General features: G+C 59.0%; 20 protein-coding genes and 1 tRNA gene. 11 read left to right on the plus strand and 10 right to left on the minus strand.

The window, feature by feature from the left end:
• The first annotated feature begins 2 nt into the window (after positions 1 to 2).
• Positions 3 to 1,475: a DEAD/DEAH box helicase gene (locus QRN60_RS11505; protein WP_020011459.1), complete on the plus strand. Its 1,473-nt coding sequence runs from the start codon at positions 3 to 5 to the stop codon at positions 1,473 to 1,475.
• Positions 1,476 to 1,708: 233 nt separating this feature from the next.
• Here QRN60_RS11505 and QRN60_RS11510 read toward each other — a convergent pair whose 3' ends face one another.
• The 4 genes from QRN60_RS11510 to QRN60_RS11525 form a co-directional block, all read right to left on the minus strand.
• Entirely contained in the window at positions 1,709 to 2,617 is a 909-nt protein-coding gene (locus QRN60_RS11510; protein WP_129564941.1) for a DMT family transporter, read from the minus strand.
• Between the two features lie 163 nt (positions 2,618 to 2,780).
• A complete protein-coding gene (locus QRN60_RS11515; RefSeq protein ID WP_031233598.1) occupies positions 2,781 to 3,170 on the minus strand; it encodes a DoxX family protein in 390 nt (129 codons plus the stop codon).
• A gap of 241 nt (positions 3,171 to 3,411) precedes the next feature.
• Positions 3,412 to 4,029 (minus strand): L,D-transpeptidase, encoded by a 618-nt coding sequence (locus tag QRN60_RS11520; RefSeq protein ID WP_003509494.1) that lies wholly within the window; start codon positions 4,027 to 4,029, stop codon positions 3,412 to 3,414.
• A 78-nt stretch (positions 4,030 to 4,107) separates the two neighbouring features.
• Positions 4,108 to 5,004: a DMT family transporter gene (locus QRN60_RS11525; protein ID WP_129564942.1), complete on the minus strand. Its 897-nt coding sequence runs from the start codon at positions 5,002 to 5,004 to the stop codon at positions 4,108 to 4,110.
• 431 nt (positions 5,005 to 5,435) lie between these two features.
• Between QRN60_RS11525 and QRN60_RS11530 the strand changes: the two genes are divergently transcribed.
• The 7 genes from QRN60_RS11530 to QRN60_RS11560 all read left to right on the plus strand — a co-directional run bounded on the left by QRN60_RS11530 (position 5,436) and on the right by QRN60_RS11560 (position 10,950).
• Entirely contained in the window at positions 5,436 to 6,845 is a 1,410-nt protein-coding gene (locus QRN60_RS11530; protein WP_020809408.1) for a circularly permuted type 2 ATP-grasp protein, read from the plus strand.
• Positions 6,846 to 6,848: 3 nt separating this feature from the next.
• Positions 6,849 to 7,790 (plus strand): alpha-E domain-containing protein, encoded by a 942-nt coding sequence (locus QRN60_RS11535; protein ID WP_003509488.1) that lies wholly within the window; start codon positions 6,849 to 6,851, stop codon positions 7,788 to 7,790.
• A 21-nt stretch (positions 7,791 to 7,811) separates the two neighbouring features.
• Positions 7,812 to 8,627 carry a transglutaminase family protein gene (locus tag QRN60_RS11540; protein WP_020809407.1) on the plus strand — a complete coding sequence of 272 codons (816 nt, stop codon included), beginning with the start codon at positions 7,812 to 7,814 and terminating at the stop codon, positions 8,625 to 8,627.
• Positions 8,628 to 8,631: 4 nt separating this feature from the next.
• Positions 8,632 to 9,228, plus strand: a complete 597-nt coding sequence (locus QRN60_RS11545) for a class I SAM-dependent methyltransferase (RefSeq protein WP_129564952.1) — start codon at positions 8,632 to 8,634, stop codon at positions 9,226 to 9,228.
• 117 nt (positions 9,229 to 9,345) lie between these two features.
• Positions 9,346 to 9,810 (plus strand): GNAT family N-acetyltransferase, encoded by a 465-nt coding sequence (locus QRN60_RS11550; RefSeq protein WP_129564943.1) that lies wholly within the window; start codon positions 9,346 to 9,348, stop codon positions 9,808 to 9,810.
• Between the two features lie 48 nt (positions 9,811 to 9,858).
• The gene (locus QRN60_RS11555; protein WP_112591236.1) at positions 9,859 to 10,269 is read left to right on the plus strand and encodes a VOC family protein; all 411 of its coding nucleotides are present in this window, start codon (positions 9,859 to 9,861) and stop codon (positions 10,267 to 10,269) included.
• Between the two features lie 27 nt (positions 10,270 to 10,296).
• On the plus strand, positions 10,297 to 10,950 hold the full coding sequence (locus tag QRN60_RS11560; RefSeq protein ID WP_080866367.1) for a histidine phosphatase family protein: 654 nt from the start codon (positions 10,297 to 10,299) through the stop codon (positions 10,948 to 10,950).
• Between the two features lie 178 nt (positions 10,951 to 11,128).
• Here QRN60_RS11560 and araD1 read toward each other — a convergent pair whose 3' ends face one another.
• The 4 genes from araD1 to chvE form a co-directional block, all read right to left on the minus strand.
• Positions 11,129 to 12,124 carry a 2-keto-3-deoxy-L-arabinonate dehydratase AraD1 gene (gene araD1 / locus QRN60_RS11565; RefSeq protein ID WP_162691836.1) on the minus strand — a complete coding sequence of 332 codons (996 nt, stop codon included), beginning with the start codon at positions 12,122 to 12,124 and terminating at the stop codon, positions 11,129 to 11,131.
• Between the two features lie 119 nt (positions 12,125 to 12,243).
• Positions 12,244 to 13,440, minus strand: coding sequence for a sugar ABC transporter permease GguB (gene gguB / locus QRN60_RS11570; RefSeq protein WP_020809403.1), 1,197 nt, complete (start codon positions 13,438 to 13,440; stop codon positions 12,244 to 12,246).
• Positions 13,437 to 14,975: a sugar ABC transporter ATP-binding protein GguA gene (gene gguA / locus QRN60_RS11575; RefSeq protein ID WP_020011472.1), complete on the minus strand. Its 1,539-nt coding sequence runs from the start codon at positions 14,973 to 14,975 to the stop codon at positions 13,437 to 13,439. Before gguA ends, gguB begins: the two co-directional genes overlap by 4 nt.
• A gap of 90 nt (positions 14,976 to 15,065) precedes the next feature.
• A complete protein-coding gene (chvE, locus tag QRN60_RS11580; RefSeq protein WP_060725212.1) occupies positions 15,066 to 16,130 on the minus strand; it encodes a sugar ABC transporter substrate-binding protein ChvE in 1,065 nt (354 codons plus the stop codon).
• 255 nt (positions 16,131 to 16,385) lie between these two features.
• Here chvE and QRN60_RS11585 point away from each other — a divergent pair, with 255 nt between their 5' ends.
• Positions 16,386 to 17,390: a LysR family transcriptional regulator gene (locus QRN60_RS11585; RefSeq protein WP_003509470.1), complete on the plus strand. Its 1,005-nt coding sequence runs from the start codon at positions 16,386 to 16,388 to the stop codon at positions 17,388 to 17,390.
• A 71-nt stretch (positions 17,391 to 17,461) separates the two neighbouring features.
• Positions 17,462 to 17,938 carry a hypothetical protein gene (locus tag QRN60_RS11590; protein WP_112278366.1) on the plus strand — a complete coding sequence of 159 codons (477 nt, stop codon included), beginning with the start codon at positions 17,462 to 17,464 and terminating at the stop codon, positions 17,936 to 17,938.
• 55 nt (positions 17,939 to 17,993) lie between these two features.
• On the opposite strand, the gene QRN60_RS11595 is transcribed toward QRN60_RS11590, so the two are convergent.
• Together QRN60_RS11595 and QRN60_RS11600 are read right to left on the minus strand one after the other, a co-directional pair.
• Positions 17,994 to 18,257 (minus strand): hypothetical protein, encoded by a 264-nt coding sequence (locus tag QRN60_RS11595; RefSeq protein WP_003509467.1) that lies wholly within the window; start codon positions 18,255 to 18,257, stop codon positions 17,994 to 17,996.
• Positions 18,258 to 18,510: 253 nt separating this feature from the next.
• On the minus strand, positions 18,511 to 19,017 hold the full coding sequence (locus QRN60_RS11600) for a MarR family winged helix-turn-helix transcriptional regulator (RefSeq protein ID WP_003520548.1): 507 nt from the start codon (positions 19,015 to 19,017) through the stop codon (positions 18,511 to 18,513).
• 521 nt (positions 19,018 to 19,538) lie between these two features.
• Between QRN60_RS11600 and QRN60_RS11605 the strand changes: the two genes are divergently transcribed.
• Positions 19,539 to 19,615: transfer RNA gene (locus QRN60_RS11605), tRNA-Arg, on the plus strand.
• Positions 19,616 to 19,752 lie beyond the last annotated feature (137 nt).

The raw sequence follows: 19,752 nt of genomic DNA on the forward strand, positions 1-19,752 counted from the left end.
TATTGACCAGTTTTAGCGAACTCGGCCTCTCCGAAAAGATCGTGGCCAGCGTTACCCAGCTTGGCTATACGACCCCTACTCCCATTCAGGCAAAGGCCATTCCGCTGCTGCTCGAAGGCCGCGACCTGATCGGCCTCGCACAGACCGGCACCGGCAAGACCGCCGCTTTCGGCCTGCCCATCATCGAAATGCTGATGAAGCAGGCGGACCGCCCGGCAAACCGCACCTGCCGCACCCTTATCCTCGCCCCGACGCGCGAGCTGGTGAACCAGATCGGTGAAAACCTGCGCTCCTTCGTGAAGAAGACGCCGCTGCGCATCAACCAGGTGGTCGGCGGCGCATCGATCAACAAGCAGCAGCTCCAGCTCGAAAAGGGCACGGACATTCTGGTGGCGACCCCCGGCCGCCTGCTTGATCTCATCGCCCGCAACGCCATCTCGCTCTCCAAGGTCACCTATCTGGTGCTTGATGAAGCGGACCAGATGCTCGATCTCGGCTTCATCCACGACCTGCGCAAGATTTCCAAGATGGTCCCGGCCAAGCGCCAGACGCTTCTGTTCTCGGCCACCATGCCGAAGGCGATCGCCGATCTGTCGCATAACTACCTGACCGATCCGGTCAAGGTCGAAGTGACGCCTCCGGGCAAGGCTGCCGACAAGGTCGAGCAGTACGTGCATTTCGTGGCCGGCAAGAACGACAAGACCGATCTCCTGAAGAAGTCGCTCAACGAGAACCCTGATGGCCGCGCCATCGTGTTCCTGCGCACCAAGCACGGCGCCGAGAAGCTCTACAAGCATCTCGAACATATCGGCTTCAAGGTCGCCTCCATCCACGGCAACAAGAGCCAGGGCCAGCGCGAGCGGGCACTGAAGGGCTTCAAGGATGGTGAGATCAAGGTACTGGTCGCAACCGACGTCGCTGCCCGCGGCATCGACATTCCGGCCGTAACGCATGTCTTCAACTATGACCTGCCGGAAGTGCCTGACGCCTATGTCCACCGCATCGGCCGTACCGCCCGCGCCGGCCGCGACGGCATCGCCATCGCATTTTGCGCACCGGACGAAACCCGTCTGCTGCATGACATCGAAAAGCTGATGAAGATCGATATTCCGGTCGCATCCGGCGAACGTCCGGCCGGTCTCGCCAGCCCGACGCGCCCCAACAACAACCGCGGCGGCCGCAACAACAATGGTGGCCAGCAGCGCGGCCCGCGTGAAGGCGGACGTCACAATGGCGAATCCCGCCCGTCCCGCCACCATGCACCGCGCGATGCCGACAACGATCTGGAAGTCACCTCGGACTTCAAGCGCGTAAAGCAGGCCGAAGGCGATGCAGGCCGCCCGGCCGGCCCGCGCAAGCAACGCCGCCCGGCCCGCAAGCCCGGCGGCAGCGGCGCCAACCGCCACGCCCCTGCTGGCGGCAACGGCCAGGAAAAGCGCGCTTCCGGCAACGGCCATCGCGGCCGCAACCGCTAAGTTGCACGGAGTGGATTGAGGACGCGCGGCATTGCCGGGCGTTCTTCTCCCCGACGGGGAGAAGGTGGCCCGAAGGGTCGGATGAGGGGGTAACGTTGCCGTATCTCACCACCCTTGCCCCCTCATCCCGCTGCCGCGACCTTCTCCCCGGCGGGGAGAAGAAACAAGCGGCACGCACTCGCCAATAATCTAGCCCCGCAGCCACAGCCGACCAGCGGATCTTTGCTTTACCCTCACCCGCCCTGCGCGACCGGACGACGCCTTGACGGCAGGGTCATGGCCAGCACACCGGCAATGACGCAGACAAGACCCACCCACATGGCAGGCGTCGGCATTTCCCCCAGAAACGCCATGCCGATGGCGACGCCGACAGGCACCCTGAGATAGGCCTGCGAGGTGGTGCCGACCGAACCGAGCGTTTGCATCAGCCGGAAATAGATCATGAAGGCGAGCGCAGTCGAAAAGACGCTAAGGCACACCAGCGCGGTCAGTGACGCCGCCGAAGGCGACAATGTCCAGGGCCGGTCGACAATCAGGCTCACGGGCAACAGCAGGACAGCACCGCAGATAAGCGAGCCGGCGGCTGGCATGATCGGATCAAGCCCTTTGAAATTTTTACTGAAAATGGCCGCGCAGGCATAGGAAAAAGCGGCCGTCAGCACGGCGAGCTGGCTCCATATCGCCTCCCCCGCACCGCTTAAGGCCTCTACGCCGATGATGAGGCACACACCCGTCATGCCAGCGATGGTGCCAAACAGCTTGCGCCCGCTGACCGGCTCATGCCGGATGACGAGCGCCGTGAGAAGAAAGGTGAAGATCGGCGTCGTCGCATTGAGAATGACGGCGAGACCGGCATCGATGCTCTGCTCCGCCCAGGCAATCAGCGTGAAGGGCAGAACGCTGTTAATGCAGGCCTGAATGAAGAACAGCCGCCACGTCGCAAAATCCGTGGGCAGGCGCAGCCCACGCAGCCGGATCACCACGTAGAGCAGCAGACCGGCAATCAGCGTGCGCAATGCGATGAAGGTGATGGGCGGTATCGTCTCCACCCCGATCTTGATGAAAGTGTAGGATGCGGCCCACAGCGTGGACAGCAGGGCGAGAAGCAGCAATTCGCGGGTGATGGTGTTCTGAGGGGTCACGGATCGATTTTCCTACTGCGTTCAGGATGGCGCGTTCTAACCCGAAAACAAGCTTCGATGCTTCGGCCGCGGCCGAAGTTTCAATCCTTTTCAAAAAAAGAAGCTCCGCATGGCGTGACCATGCGGAGCTTCGGCAAAAGAGATCGATGACAGTTCGGGCAGATCAGGCCCGGCGCTCATCCACCGAGAAAGCACCCGGACCGGCAACAAACAGATAGAGGAAGATGAAGCAGAACAAGATGGCGGCATCACCACCGTTCAGGGCCGGGAAGAAGTTGCTCGGCGCGTGCGCCATGAAATAGGCGACCGCCATCTGGCCGGACAGGATGAAGGCGACCGGGCGCGTGAACAGGCCGATCAGCACGAGAATGCCGCCGATGAGTTCCAGAAGCGCCGCCACCAGCAGCATCGTCGGCAGGGAGCCATCCATCTGCGATGCCGGAAAACCGAACAGCTTCTGCGTTCCATGCGCAATGAAAAGCAGCGCCGTCATGATGCGCAGCGCCCCGAGTGCCTGCGGGCGATAGCGGGAGAGAGAGTCGAAAGTTGCCATGGTCATGTGTCCCCGTTGAAGTGATGCCGCGCTCGATACAGCGCATTTAAGCCTTTATGGATACACGTCTCGAACACCGGAAATCACGTTTCCGATATAGCAGAACTCCCTTAAATACCTAAAGGGAGGCATTCTACACATGGTTGATTTTCCAGCATAAAATTGGCCTTCCGCCGAAAAAATCAACTCAAGGGTACAGGCATTTTCTTGCGTGGAAAAGGCGGAAAAATCCGCCTTTACGTCACGCCTGCAAGACGACGACCTTCGAACCCACCGGCACGCGGCTGTAGAGATCGATGATATCGTGGTTCAGCATGCGGATGCAGCCGCTCGACATGGCGTGGCCGATGGATTGCGGCTGGTTGGTGCCATGCAGACGGAACATGGTGTCGTTGCCGCCGCGATAGAGGTACAGCGCGCGCGCGCCGAGCGGATTGCTGGGGCCACCGGGCATGCCGGCGGCGAATTTCAGATTGCGCGGATCACGGCGCATCATATTGGCGGTCGGCGTCCAGGACGGCCATTCCGCCTTGCGGCCGATATAGGCATCGCCCTTCAGCGCAAGGCCCTGACGACCGACACCGACGCCGTAGCGCATGGCGCGACCATCGCCCAGAACGTAATAGAGCCGCCGCGCCGGCGTATCCACCACAACCGTTCCGGCCGGGTGTCTGGTGTCGTAAGTGACTTCCTGCCGGCGGAGCTCCGGCTTGACCTTATCGAGATGCATGGCGGGAAGCGGGAATTTCTCTTCCGGCTTTGCCCCATAATTCAGCCTTTGCTGGCCAATACCCGTATTGGCGCAGCCGGCCAGAAACAGCGGCAATCCGAACAGAACACCACGACGTGAAATAGACATGTAACCCCCGCCAAATCTTTGGATTAACGAGAGGTATAATTTTATGGTTAACAAACCCCTAATATGCGGTTGTAGTAATTAACGTACAACAACCGTTGCGGCAGGTTTGCGGTTGGCGAGATAGACCCCCGTCACCGCCAAAACAGTGCCGGCAATCATGGCTGGTGTCAGTGTTTCGCCGAAAAGCAGCGCGGCTTCCACGGCCGCAAGCGGCGGCACGAGATAGATCAGCGAAGCGGCCCGCGAGACCTGCCCGCGCCGGATCAGATAAAGAAGCAGCGCCACGGCGCCAATGGAGATCGCACCCACGGACCAGGCGAGCGTGGCAGCAAGGCCGAGGCTCCAGTCCACATGCCCATCCTCCAGCAAAAGCGCGAAGGGAACCGTCACCAGCAGCGCACCGACATATTGCAGCGTTGCCACCGCCATGATGTTTCCGCCATGGACATATTTCTTCTGGTAGAGGGTGCCATAGGTAACCGACGTCATGCCCAGCACATTCACCGCCACGGCAGAAAGCGGCACGGAGAGGCCAAATGCGCCCGTCGCCATGACCTTCGGCAGCACGGCAATGGCGATGCCCACAAATCCAAGCAATAGGCCCGCGCGCTGCAAGGGCGAGATTTTCTCGCCGATCATATAGCGGGCAGCCACCGCCGTCATCAGCGGCTGCAGACCGGCGATGATGCCGCCGATCGCCGCCGGCACGCCCTGCCCGATCGCCCACCAGATCATGCCGAGATAAAGACCGTGCAGGAAGACGCCGGACAAGATCGCCCGGAAAAGGTCGACGCGCCGCTGCGGCCACTGGATGGAGGAAAAACGGCAGATCGCCCACAGCAGCGCTCCCGCCAGAAGATAGCGCAGACAGAGAAAGGTCAGCGGCCCGGTATAATAGACCGCATATTTGGCGGTGACCCAGCCGGTCGACCAGAGAAAGACGAAGATGGCCGGAGCCAGACGGTCGAGCGACATGGGAACATCCACTGTGCCGCATGATGCCGTAACCGGGACAGGCGGCGAATTGATATTTCTGCGGCTTCACGCAAACCGGCGAGTGATCGAACCGGGTGTTCAGCATGGCGGTATCCGCATCCCGACCCAAGGTCAAAGGTGTTTTCGTGATCGCATCTTTCAGATTTTCTGATGTGATGCCGGATATTCATCAACCGAAAGCGAACGAACAAAATTTATGCATTCGCCCACGGCGCACACAGCGCCACCACGCCATTACACCCCTCGTCACCGCGCAACCAATTTGCCGATGCCGCATTTATAGGCTGAAACCGAAAAAACGCTTCTTTTTTAAAACTCTAGGGCGGTAAAAAATCTTCTCGGGGAGGCCTGCATAGTTCTTGCATTGCATTTGGCGTTGTATTCATATGGCAAAAAAGGGGACATCGAAGTTGGCATTTGACGAAATGATAAATGCGGACGACACGCCGCGAAGCCCATATGAAAACTATAACGAGTGGTACAGCCGACAGGACAGGGCTCACCTGATCCAGAAATCAAAAGACGCGGAAAACATCTTTCGGAAAACCGGTATTACTTTCGCAGTCTATGGCCATGCCGATAGTTCAGAAAAACTGATCCCCTTCGATATCATCCCGCGCATCATCTCCGGCCGCGAGTGGCGCAAACTGGCCCAGGGCATCGAACAGCGCGTTCTCGCCCTCAATGCTTTCCTCGACGATATCTACCACAAGCAGGAAATCATCCGCGCCGGGCGCATTCCCCGCGAAATCATCGAGAAAAACGAAGCCTTCCTGCCGGAAATGATCGGCTTCACTCCGCCCGGCGGCGTCTACACCCATATTGTCGGCACTGACATTGTCCGCACTGGCGAAGACCAGTTCTACGTTCTGGAAGACAATGCCCGCACCCCCTCCGGTGTCAGCTACATGCTGGAAAACCGCGAGACGATGATGCAGATGTTCCCGGAACTCTTCCACGAAAACCGCGTGCGCCGGGTGGAGGATTACCCCTATCTGCTGCGCCAGTCGCTCGCTTCGCTCGCACCGCCCGGCTGTTCCGGCAAGCCGCGCGTCGCGGTGCTGACGCCCGGCATCTATAATTCCGCCTATTACGAGCACTCCTTCCTCGCCGACATGATGGGCGTGGAACTGGTGGAAGGCTCCGACCTGCGCGTCATGGACGGCAAGGTCAAGATGCGCACCACGCGCGGCTACGAAGCGATCGACGTGCTCTACCGCCGCGTCGATGATGATTTCCTCGATCCGCTGACCTTCCGGCCGGATTCGGCGCTCGGCGTGCCCGGCATCATGGATGTCTATCGCGCCGGCAACATCACCATCGCCAATGCGCCCGGCACCGGCATTTCCGATGACAAGGCTATCTATTCCTACATGCCCGAGATCGTCGAATTCTATACCGGCCGCAAGCCGCTGCTGGAAAACGTGCCGACCTGGCGCTGTTCGGAGCCGGACAGCCTGAAATACGTTCTCGACAACCTTGCCGATCTCGTCGTCAAGGAGGTCCACGGTTCGGGCGGTTACGGCATGCTCGTCGGCCCCACCGCATCGAAAAAGGAACGGGCGCTTTTTGCCGAAAAGCTGAAAGCACGCCCCTCCAATTACATTGCGCAGCCAACACTGTCGCTCTCCACCGTGCCGATCATGGTGAAAAACGGCATCGCGCCGCGCCATGTCGATCTGCGTCCCTATGTGCTTGTCTCGGACAAGGTTCAGATCATTCCCGGCGGCCTGACCCGTGTTGCCCTCAAGCAGGGCTCACTCGTGGTCAATTCCAGCCAGGGCGGCGGCACCAAGGATACATGGGTACTGGAGGATTAAGCCATGCTGGGCAGAACGGCAAACGGGCTCTACTGGATGTTCCGGTATATCGAGCGCGCTGAAAACATCGCCCGGCTGATCGATGCGGGCCTGCGCGTTTCACTGACGCGCAGCGGCAGCGGCGATGAGGACTGGGACGGCGTGTTGCAAAGCGCCGGCGTGCACGACGAATTTCTCGAAACGCGCGAGAAGGTGACGGCGGCGAATGCGATCGATTATCTGTTGCGGGACAAGGCCAACCCCTCCAGCGTCATGTCGTGCATCGAGGCGGGCCGTAACAATGCTCGCATGGTACGCACGGCGCTGACGCGCGAGACATGGGAAGCCACCAACGAATTCTGGATCGAGCTGAAGAACATCCTCGGCCGCAAGCTCAGCCACGCCGAGCTGCCGCAGACCATCGATGTCATCAAACATCGCGCCGGTCTGGTGCGCGGGGCTTTCCACGGCTCGATGCTGCGCAACGATCTCTATAATTTCTCCCGTATAGGCACCTTCATCGAGCGCGCTGACAACACCGCCCGCATTCTGGACGTGAAATATTACGTGCTGCTGCCGGCGGTGGCGCATGTCGGCTCCTCGCTCGACAATGCGCAGTGGGAATCCATCCTGCGCTCGGTCTCGGCGCACCGCTCCTATGGCTGGGTTTATGACGCGGAATACAAGCCGTCCAATATTGCCGACTTCCTCATTCTCAACGGCCGCATGCCGCGCTCGCTTGCCTATTGTTATGAAAAGATCGCCAGCAACCTCAACTACATCGCCGAGGACTACAGCGAGAGGCACAAGGCGCATGACACGGCCGAGAGCATTCGCGACAGCCTGCGCACGACCACCATCGGCCGGGTGATGGATGAGGGCTTGCACGAATTTCTGGAGAGATTTGTCAACCGCAACGGACAATTGGGACAGGAAATCACGGAAGGCTACCGCTTCTATCAATAAGCGCGTGGACGGGGACAGCTTATGCGTCTGAAAATCACCCATACGACGGAATATGTCTATGACGAGCCGATGCCCTATGCATTGCAGCGGCTGCGCCTGACACCGCAGACCGGCCCGAGCCAGACGGTGGAGGACTGGGATGTCTCGGTCGATGGCGCCACCGTCGAAGTGACCTATGACGACCATTTCGGCAACCGTGTCGCGCTGGTGGAAACCGAAGGCCCGCAAAAGCGGGTGAAGGTCGTGGCAAGCGGCACGGTGAGCACGCAGGACAAGGCCGGCGTTGTCGGGCACCACATCGGCAATGCACCGCTCTGGCTGTTCCTGCGGGAAACACCGCGCACGAAACCGGGAAAGCTTGTGCGCGAACTGGTGAAGGTGAGCGTGGGCGAAACCGAGCTTGCCCGGCTGCATAACCTCATGGAGAATATTCACGACAAGGTGGACTATGTTCCCGGCTCGACCGACATCGAAACCACGGCGGAAACGGCGCTGGAAGCGGGCAAGGGCGTCTGCCAGGACCATGCCCATATCCTGATTTCCGCCGCCCGGCTGATGGGCCTGCCCGCGCGTTATATTTCCGGTTATCTGATGATGGAAGAGGTAGAGGAACAGACCGCCACCCACGCCTGGGCCGAGGTGCATCTTCAGGGGCTGGGCTGGGTGGGCTTCGACGCCGCCAACAATATCTGCCCCGACGACCGTTATGTGCGCATCGCATCCGGTCTCTGCTACCGCGACTGCGCGCCGATATCAGGCATGCGCATCGGCCCGGCGGGCGAGACGCTGAGCGTTTCGGTCACCGTGCAGCAGTCGCAGAGCCAGTCACAGAGCTGAGATGATGGCCGGCAAGGACGACGATACAATCGGCTTTTATACTGATAACGCCGCGGCCTATACATCACGGGGACAGGCGGCGGACCGCCCGCATCTGGAGACATTTCTGGCGCGCTTGCCAGAGGGCGCAAGCATTCTCGAACTGGGATGCGGCGGTGGTCAGGACAGCGAATTCATGCTGGCCGCCGGTTTCGACGTTCATCCCACCGATGGAACGCCTGACATCGCGAAAGCGGCGGAAATCCGGCTCGGCATTCCCGTCAGGACATTGCTGTTCGAGAATATCGATGAGCGTGAGCGATATGACGGTGTCTGGGCCAATGCCTGCCTGCTGCATGTGCCCCGTCCCGCCCTGCCGGGCATTATCGGCCGCATCCACACGGCGCTGAAACAGGTCGGCGTTTTTTATGCCAGCTTCAAGGCGGGAGAGACGGAAGGACGCGACATGTTCGGCCGTTACTACAATTATCCTTCGAAGCCTTGGCTGAAAGACGTTTACGGACAGTTTGACTGGACGGCGGTGGAGATTGAGGCGCGGCAGGGCAGCGGTTACGACAATCTCCCGACCGCATGGCTGCATGTGACGGCAACGAAATCCTGATCCGGCGCGACAAGTTGGCGGTTGCGAAACCCCTTCCTACCCGGTTTAATCTCCGCATCGATTTGAAAGCATGATCCGGCTTCCGCCCGCGGGAGGAAAGCCGGCCAGGAGACGGCCTTGTACAGCATTTCCGACTATCGCGACTGCCAGTCGCATGGACCCGTCATCGCCGAGCGGGTCTGGACGGCATGGTGGCAGGATAGCGGTCTTCAGGTGGGCGACGTCGCCGAGCACCTGAAAGACATGACCAACCCCCATACGCTGCCCACCGGTTTCGTTGCCCATGACGGCGACGACTATGTCGGCTCCGCCTTCCTCATCCATTGCGATCTGGAAGAGCGGCCGCAATATCTTCCCTGGGTCGCCGCCCTTTGGGTGGAGGAAGATCGCCGGCGCTCAGGCGTGGCCCGGGCGCTCATGCAGGCGGCAACACAAAGGGCCGCCGAACTCGGCCACGAGACCAGCTATCTCTGCTGCCAGCGCGGTCTGGAAACTTATTACACCGGTTGCGGCTGGACCGTTCTGGAACGTGGTGTCGGCAAACACGATCTGACGGTGCTCACCTACAGCGCGAAAATTTAAAGCCGTCTGTCCCCGCGCCGGACAGCCCATGGACTACCGGAGGAAACCATGCGCCCACCAGCCGCCCTTATGGAAACCGCGATTTACGCCGATGATCTCGATGCCACCGAGGCCTTTTATCGGGATGTCTTCGGGCTGGAGGTGGTGCGCAGGCTGCCCGGGCAATTCATCTTCTTCAGATGCGGGCAGCAGATGCTGCTGATCTTCGACCCGCAGCAATCCCGCCGGGCCGACCCCGACAATCCGATCCCCCGCCACGGTGCGGTGGGGCAAGGCCATTTCTGTTTTTACGCGAAGGACAAGTCGGAAGTGGACGGCTGGAAGGCTCGTTTCGAAGCGCTTGGAATTCCCGTCGAGCACTATCACCGCTGGCCGAATGACAGCTATTCCGTCTATATCCGCGATCCCGCGGGCAATTCGGTGGAGGTGGGTGAAGGCAAGCTATGGGGGATTGGGTGAGCCCAACTAATACGCGGAAGAAGCGCTATGAAGAACATTTTTGTCGTCACGCACACTCAGTCCGTCCACCATGTCGAGAACAAGGTCGGGGGCTGGTATGATACCGAACTGACACCCAAGGGCAGGGCCGATGCGGAAGCGACAGCCGCCAGACTTGTGGCCTTGATCGACAGCGCCTCAATCGAAATCTTCAGTTCCGATCTTCTCCGGGCCTCCCAGACTGCGGCAATCCTTGCTGAACACCTCAAGCGCCCTTTTGAAACCACACCTGACCTACGGGAAATCAGCTACGGTTCGGCCGGCGGCATGCCACAGGAATGGCTCGACGCCCGTCAAATACCCGCCCCTGAGCACAACCGGATGGATCACCGCGGCGGAATTGCTGATGGCGAAACGAGACGTGAGGTGGCGGAAAGAGTGTATCGCTCTGTAAACACCATTATATCGCGGCCATGCCCCACGCAGGTCATCGTTACCCATGGCTTCGCTCTTACCTTCGTCATCGCGGCATGGATCAAGATGCCAATAGAAAGCGTCGGCTATGCCAGCTTTCCGGCGCGTTCTGGCTGCATTACGCACCTAAGACAAGACGACTACTGGCAAAGTCGCTCCGTTGTTGCTTTAGCGGATGTTTCGCACCTGAAGGCAAGCTGTGGGAGTTCGGCTAAGGCAAGCGCTTGAAAGTTGCGAACGGGATAATGCTATGAAAAAGCTCTCATCAAGTGTCATCTTCGGGCTTGACCCGAGGATCTATCCACGTCGCGTAAAATCGATCGGATGTGGATCCTCGGGTCAAGCCCGAGGATGACGCCGAGGGAGAGCAAGGCGCCCCCTCGACCAACTTCACGTAACGCGCAGATCAAATCTGCCGAACAGTGATCTCTTCTTCCGCATCAACCGCAAGCGGGTTCTTCAGCGGCAAGCCGAAACCGGCGGCCTCGATTTCGAAGACATCGCCCGCTTCCGGCTTGATGCCTTCGGCAAAAGAGAGCGTCGCGGTGCCGAACATGTGCACATGCACATCGCCCGGTGCACGGAACAGGCCGTATTTGAAGTGGTGATATTCAAGGTTCGCGAAGGTGTGGGACATGTTGTCCTCACCCGAAACGAACGGCTTTTCGAAAATCACCTTGTCGCCGCGGCGGATGCGCGAGGTGCCGCGAATATCGGACGGCGGAGCACCGACGCGGATTTCCGGGCCGAAGCTTGCCGGGCGCAGCTTGGAATGGGCGAGGTAGAGATAGTTGATCCGCTCGGTGACGTGATCGGAAAACTCGTTCGAGACGGCAAAGCCGATGCGCACCGCCTCACCCTTGTCCGAGATCACGTAGATGCCGGCCATTTCCGGCTCTTCGCCGCCATCGAGCGCAAAGGACGGAGAGGTGAGAGCCGCGCCGGGCGCCGCCGCCACATGGCCGTTGCCCTTGTAGAACCATTCGGGCTGAACGCCCTTTTCGCCGGCCTTGGGCTTGCCGTTTTCGAGACCCATGCGGAACATCTTCATGGAGTCCGTCAGGCTTTCCTCGGCGGCTTCCGTGGTCTTCTTGTGCATGCTGTCACGGGTCGCAGCCGAACCGAGATGGGTAAGGCCAGTACCGGTCAGATGCAGGTGCGCCGGATCGGGATGGGTGATCGGCGGCAGGAAGCGACCTTCGGCGTAGGCCTTTTCAAGATCGACAGCATCGCCCAGACCATGGGCGGAAATGACATCGGCAAGGCTCTTGCCGCCATTGGCGGCTTCCATGGCGAGTGCGTAAACCGACTCCGCACCTTTGACGGCGTGCGCCTGCCCGCCCTCTTCGCGAACCGCTACGGTGATTTTGCCACTGGCATCTTTGATCTGTGAAATGAGCACGGGATTTCCTTCCTCCGGCGCAAAGCGCCTTGTCTCTTCTACGCGGCGCATAACGCCTGCATCTTATGAAAGTGGCCGGAAACCGGCCACTTTTTTGACTGCGATAGGGTTGGGGCCGATCAGCCCTTGTTCTTGTTGTAGACGTCGAAGAACACGGCGGCGAGCAGCACGAGGCCCTTGACCATCTGCTGGAAATCGATGCCGAGGCCGACAATCGACATGCCGTTGTTCATGACGCCCATAATGAAAGCGCCGATAACCGCGCCGGTAATCTTGCCAACGCCGCCGGAAGCCGAAGCACCGCCGATGAAGCAGGCCGCGATCACATCGAGCTCGAAGCCCACGCCAGCCTTCGGCGTTGCCGAATTGAGGCGTGTCGCGATGATCATGCCGGCAAGACCGGCCAGCACGCCCATGTTGACGAAGGTCAGGAAGCTCAGGCGTTCGGTGTTGATACCGGAAAGTTTAGTCGCCTTTTCATTGCCGCCCATGGCGTAAACGCGGCGGCCGATGGTCGTGCGGCGCGTCACGAAGCTGTAGAGCGCAATCAGAACCAGCATCACGATCAGAACGTTCGGCAGGCCGCGATAGGTGGACAGCTGGTAACCCAGGAACAGGATAGCACCTGAGATCAGCAGATTCTGCACAATGAAGAAACCGAACGGCTCGACGTCGATGCCATGCTTCACATTCACCACGCGACGGCGCCAGGCCAGATAGAACAGCACGACCGTAATCAGCAATGTCAGGATCATCGAGGTGGTGTTCAGACCTTCGATACCACCGATATCAGGCAGGAAGCCGGTGCTGATGATCTGGAAATCGGTGGGGAACGGGCCAATGTTCTTGCCACCCAGCACGAACAGCGTCAGGCCGCGGAACACCAGCATGCCCGCCAGCGTCACGATGAAAGACGGAATGCGGTGATAGGCGATCCAGTAACCCTGGGCAGCACCGATGATGCCGCCGATAACGAGACAAATCAGCGCCGCAAGAAACGGGTTCATGCCCCATTGCACGGTCAATATGGCCGCGATCGCACCGACGAAGGCGACGATGGAACCGACCGAAAGGTCGATATGCCCGGCCACGATGACGAGCAGCATGCCCAGCGCCATGATGACGATGAACGAGTTCTGCAGGATGAGGTTGGTCAGGTTCACAGGGCGGAACAGGATGCCGCCGGTGTAGAACTGGAAGAAAACCATGATAGCGACGAGCGCGATCAGCATGCCGTATTCGCGGATATTGGAGCGAATATACGACCCGACCGAGATGACGTTGCTTTCTTCGTTTGTGGTGTTTGCCGAACTCATGAGTTCTTCTCCCCTGAGCGCATGATAGCGCGCATGATGCTTTCCTGGCTCGCCTCTCCCTTCGGCAATTCAGCGACGATGCGGCCTTCGTTCATGACGTAGATGCGGTCGCAATTGCCGAGCAGTTCGGGCATTTCCGATGAGATCATCAGAACGCCTTTGCCGTCGGCAGCGAGCTGGTTGATGATGGTGTAGATTTCGTATTTCGCGCCGACATCGATACCGCGGGTCGGTTCATCGAGGATCAGCACGTCAGGATTGGAGAACAGCCACTTGGAGAGCACAACCTTCTGCTGGTTGCCGCCCGAAAGATTGACCGTTTCCTGGAAGATGCCTGAAGACCGGATGCGAAGACGCGTGCGGAAATCGCTCGCCACCTTCATTTCCTTGATATCGTCGATGATGCTGGCATTCGATACGCCGGCCAGATTGGCGAGCGTGGTATTGTGCAGGATGTTGTCGTTGAGCACGAGACCGAGATGCTTGCGGTCTTCCGTCACATAGGCGAGACCGGCATCGATCGCCTTGCGCACGGTGCTGACGTCAACGGGCTTGCCGTCGATCAGCACTTCGCCGCTGATCTTGTGGCCATAGGACTTGCCGAAAACGCTCATCGCAAATTCGGTTCGCCCTGCCCCCATCAGACCGGCAATGCCAACCACTTCGCCCTTGCGCACGGTGACATTGATATCATGCAGAACCTGACGGTCGCGATGCTGCTGGTGATAGGCGTTCCAGTTCTTGACTTCGAGAATGGTCTCGCCGATCGGCACATCGCGCGGCGGATAACGATCTTCGAGATCGCGCCCCACCATGTTGCGGATGATGACATCCTCGCTGATTTCTTCCTCGTGACAGTCGAGCGTCTTCACCGTCATGCCGTCGCGCAGCACGGTGATCTGGTCGGCCACCTTGCGCACTTCGTTGAGCTTGTGGGTGATGATGATCGAGGTCATGCCCTGCTTGCGGAATTCCATCAACAGGTTCAGCAGCGCCTCGGAATCGCTTTCGTTGAGCGAAGCCGTCGGTTCATCGAGGATGAGCAGCTTCACGCTCTTTGACAGCGCCTTGGCGATTTCGACCAGCTGCTGCTTGCCAACGCCGATATCGGTGATCAGCGTCTCCGGCGATTCCTTCAGACCCACCTTCTTCAGAAGTTCGCGGGTACGGTTGAAGGTCTGCTGCCAGCTGATGACGCCGTTCGAGGCGACCTCGTTACCAAGGAAGATGTTTTCCGCAATCGACAGAAGCGGCACGAGCGCCAGCTCCTGGTGAATGATGATGATACCAATATCTTCACTGTCGTTGATGGCGCGAAAATTCCGCACTGCGCCTTCATAGTGGATTTCGCCCTCATAGGTGCCGGCGGGGTAAACACCGGAAAGGACCTTCATCAAGGTCGACTTCCCCGCGCCGTTCTCACCGACGAGTGCGTGGATCTCACCCTCCTTAACCTTGAGGTTGACGTTCTCAAGCGCTTTCACGCCCGGAAACGTCTTGGTGATGTTCCGCATTTCGAGAATGGTATTGGCCATATCGCAATCCAGCGCCCGATTAATTCCGGCGTTTTTATTTTTATGGAAAAACGGGGATGACGCCAAGTCATCCCCGCATGTGTCTTCAGCTTATTTCAGCTGGTCTTCCTTGTAGTAACCGCCATCGACGAGAACCTGCTTGTAGTTCTCCTTGGTAACGGCAACCGGCTTCAGGAGGTAGGACGGAACGACCTTGACGCCATTTTCATAGGTCTTGGTGTCGTTCACTTCCGGCTCCTTGCCCTGCAGAACAGCGTTGACCATGTTCACGGTCACCTTGGCGAGTTCGCGGGTGTCCTTGAAGATGGTGGAATACTGTTCGCCTGCAATGATCGACTTGACGGAGGGAACTTCAGCGTCCTGACCGGAAACGACCGGCAGCGGCTGGTCCTTCGTGCCATAACCAACGCCCTTCAGCGAGGAGATGATGCCGATGGAGAGACCGTCGTAAGGCGACAGAACAGCGTCAACCTTGGCGTCGGTGTAATAAGCGGAAAGAAGGTTGTCCATGCGGGCCTGGGCCGTTGCCGGATCCCAACGCAGCGTACCGACCTTGTCCATGCCGGTCTGGCCGGACTTCACGACGAGCTTGCCGCTGTCGATGTAAGGCTGGAGAACCGACATTGCGCCGTCATAGAAGAAGAACGCATTGTTGTCGTCAGGAGAGCCGCCGAACAACTCGATGTTGAACGGGCCCTTGCCGTCCTTCACGCCAAGCTTGTCGACAATCGAAGTCGCCTGCAGAACGCCAACCTGGAAGTTGTCAAAGGTTGCGTAGTAGCTGACATCGCCGCTGTTGCGGATCAGGCGGTCATAAGCGATGACCTTGATGCCCTGCTCGCCAGCCTGCTTCAGGACGTCCGACAGCGTCGTGCCGTCGATCGATGCGATCACGAGGACCTTGACGCCCTTGGTGACCATGTTTTCGATCTGGGAAAGCTGGTTCGGAATATCGTCATCGGCATACTGCAGGTCGGTCGTGTAACCGGCTTCCTGAAGCTGCTTCACGATGTTGTTGCCGTCGTCGATCCAGCGTGCGGACGACTTGGTCGGCATGGCGATACCAACGGAACCCTTGTCCTGTGCAAAAGCCGGCACTGCGAAAGAAGCAGCACCGATGGCACAAGCCGCCATCAGCGAAATAATGGACTTCATTAACTCTCTCCCTTGAGCCCTTCTCTGGAGCCCGCATGTTGCGGTGCACCATGAAATTCATGCCGTCAGAGGAAGAAGCCGCGTTGCGCTCACCCCGATTTCGCAATTGCGAAATGGAACAGCTGCCGCTCCTCCCCGGCATTCCGCAAATTGTTCTGAATCCATATAACTGTCAAATAGAATAAATCAGTTTCCATATATCAATTATGATATATTAAATCGATACAAAAACCGATGAGGGGTATAAAACCACGAATGAACAACCAAAAAGTGTATGAGCAGGCGCAAACAACAGAGGCCCTTTTCGTCTTTGAGGACAACCCTTTGCTGCGGGCCGGATTGAAGATGAGCCACCTGCGCATGCTGGTCATGATCGAGGAGCACGGGCAGGTCAGCGCAGCGGCGGCCGCCATGAACATGACGCAGCCAGCAGCCTCGCGCATGCTCGCGGAAATGGAGGCGATCGTCAAATCACCCCTTTGTCAGCGGGCCTCGCGCGGGGTGGTGCTGACGAAATTCGGCGAGGCGCTGGCGCGCCGGGCCCGCACCATCTTGTTGGAACTGCGCGAGGCGAGCCGTGAACTGAACCAGATGAAGTCGGGCAGCGGCGGCTCGGTCTATATCGGCGCCGTCACCGCGCCTGCCATCAGCCTCGTGGTTCCCGCCATAAGGCGCGCCATGGACACCTATCCCGGCATTGAAATCAACGTGCAGGTGGAAAGCAGCAACGTGCTGGCGCGCGAACTGCTGGCCGCGCGCCACGATTTCATCATCGGCCGCATTCCCGATGATTTCGACCCCGGCCTCTTCTCCATCCATGAAATCGGCATCGAGCGCGCCTGTCTTGTCGTGCGCGAAGGCCACCCCCTGCTGCGCGGCGAGCCCGTGACCCTGCAGGATCTCTCCGGTTACGACTGGGTTTTCCAGCCGCCCGGCGCGCTTTTGCGCAGAACCATGGAGGATGTCTTTCTGACCCACGGCGTCACCATGCCGCGCAACATCATCAACACGCCCTCCATGCTTTTGACGCTCGCCCTGATCTGCAACACCGATGCTATTGCGCCGATCGCCCAGGACATGGCCGAATTCGTTGCCGGCCAGCAGGCGGATATCGGCCGAACCCGCATATTGCCGACGGATTTCGAACTCGTCGTGAAGCCCTACAGCATCATCACCACCAAGGGCCGGGTTTTGCCGCCCAGCGCCCGCCTGCTCTACGATCTGGTTCTGGATGAGAGCCGCAAATTGACCGGCCCGTGAGGGCGGCAAGCCAGACACCACCTTCATGATCCATAAAGGCCGGATAGTCAGACCGGCGAGGGAAAAGCCGCATGCTCTTCGGACAATCCGTTTTCCAATCGGTCGTCGAAAGGCTGAAACAGGAAAAAGAAGAGGAAGGCGTGGAACCGCCACCGCCCGCCAGTCACCGCATTGCCGGTTTCAGCTCGGGCTTTGTCATCGATACGCATATTGAAACGCCGCCACCGGCGAACGGCAATCTCGATGCCTATCTCGCCTTCATGGCTGAACCCGCGCCACCCGCGGAACCTCAACCGGAGCCCGAGCCGGAAGCGATGCCGGCCCACCTCGAAAAGACCTCGCTTGCCGATGTCTCCGCGGAACTGGCGATCCACGACACCGACACGGCCGCAACGCTTGCGGAAAAGCGCCGCGCCTTTGCCCGCCTCAATCATCCCGACCGGGTGAAGCCGCAATTCCGGCATAATGCGACGCTGCGCATGACGGCGGCCAATCTCCTGATCGACCAGGCGATCCGGATGTTGCGGATGCGGGAGCATTTCCGGTGAAAATGCCGGGCCATCTTATCTCGGGAAATATATAAAACGGAAGATAGGCGGCGCTTCAGCCCGCATCGTTCTTATCGGTGGGCGCGCTTTCGGCGGCGGGCTCATCCGTGCCATTTCCGCTTTTGGCGGCATCGCTTGCGGGTTTGAACTTCAGCAGCAATTCATAGGCCGCATAAGCCCCGATGCCGGCTACGATGGTTCCCCAGAAAAACTCGCGATTGACGAATTCGATGACGGCCCATGCGGCGCAAAAGCCGACAATGAGCAACCGGACCCACAGGGGGCGATAAAGCGGATGACTCGTATCGATATTCAGCATGGCGTTCCCGTCCCGGGCCTTTCCAGTCGATCGCATGATTGCGGCTCCGCGCCACAAGACGTGAAGATGCTTATGCGTCTTGGCGGTTTCACAGAAAAATTGCAACGCAATTCGGCCCGCCGCCGCTCAGGCTGCCGTGAAAGACCAGCGGGAAGAAGATGGTGCCGATGTCGCAGACAATGGACGACAGGCGCAGGCCGCACCCCGCAGCCGCCCGGCACTACTCTGATTGCCCGACGCTCTCTTCGACGGTTCAGTCGCGCAGGCGTCCAAGCAGAGCCAGAAGCTGATCGCGGGCCTTCTTGCCGCCGATCCGGTCGATCAGCTTTTCCTCACGGTCCCGCCAGGTATTGGAAAGCCGGTCGAGAAGGCTGCTGCCTTCCTCCGTCATGTCGAGGAAATGAACGCGCCTGTCCTCTTCCGATTTGCGGCGGACAAGCAGCCCCTTCTCTTCCATGCTGTCGACGATCGCGACGAAATTGGCCCGCTGTATGCCGAGCGCTTCAGCCACATCGCTCTGTTTGAGGCCCGGATTACCGCCGACGATGACGAGCACGGAAAAATCGGCGGGCCGCAATCCCTGCTCGGCCAGCACATCGGCAAAGCCATTTGCCACGGCAAGTTGCGAGTGCCGCAAATGATAGCTGATCGCAGTCGTCAGCAACCCATAGTCGATCGCCGTGATGTGCGCCGCTTCCGCGCTGCCGCTTTCGGCCTTTTCCGTCCGCGGCCCGTTGCTGTGTGCCAATCGCAAAGCCATCCGATCCCCCGCCTGATTCGTTCCTTTACCTTGCCGAAATCATAACCGACAACGTTGCGAAACTGTATCCCAAATAAATGTAGATGATACTAATATTGTATAATAATTTGACAGTTAATCGCCGGCGAAGCAACCACGGACTCCGGATCGCGGTTGGCAAAACAGAAAAAGTATGACTATTTACCCACCAATTTTGAGGGGCTAAAATCGACTCCCGCGCCGTGTTTGAAAGGCATTGCAGCAATCCGGCCGCCACTTCGATAATAGGGCAGGACAACGGTCTGGCTCGGCGATAACATACTACTTATAAGGGAAAATCTATTCCGGTAAAAACACAATACGTCAAACGACGTAACGCCCCGCCGCCACGGAAAAGCGTGCGATGACCTCACAACACGCCCTCACGCCCGGCCCCGCCCGAAAACAGGCTAACTTTCGCAAATCTTTGATTTTTAGACGTTGATGCGGAAACAAAGCTGGGGTATGAACCAACCGCTGCACGCGATTCAAGCGTGACTGCTGCACCCGTAGCTCAGCTGGATAGAGTGTTGGATTCCGATTCCAAAGGTCACAGGTTCGAATCCTGTCGGGTGCGCCATTTATCTTACCCTGACATCGTTTATGGCAATCCTCCACTTAGAAGGCTGCATAAAGCTTGTGCCTGCCTTCCAAAGCGACAAGCCCCTTCGGCGCCGGTTCTGTGAACATATTCCTGTAATCACCCGGATGTATTTG

Origin of the sequence: Agrobacterium sp. CFBP2214, assembly GCF_030209895.1 — a bacterium.
Taxonomy (GTDB): Bacteria; Pseudomonadota; Alphaproteobacteria; order Rhizobiales; family Rhizobiaceae; genus Agrobacterium; species Agrobacterium radiobacter.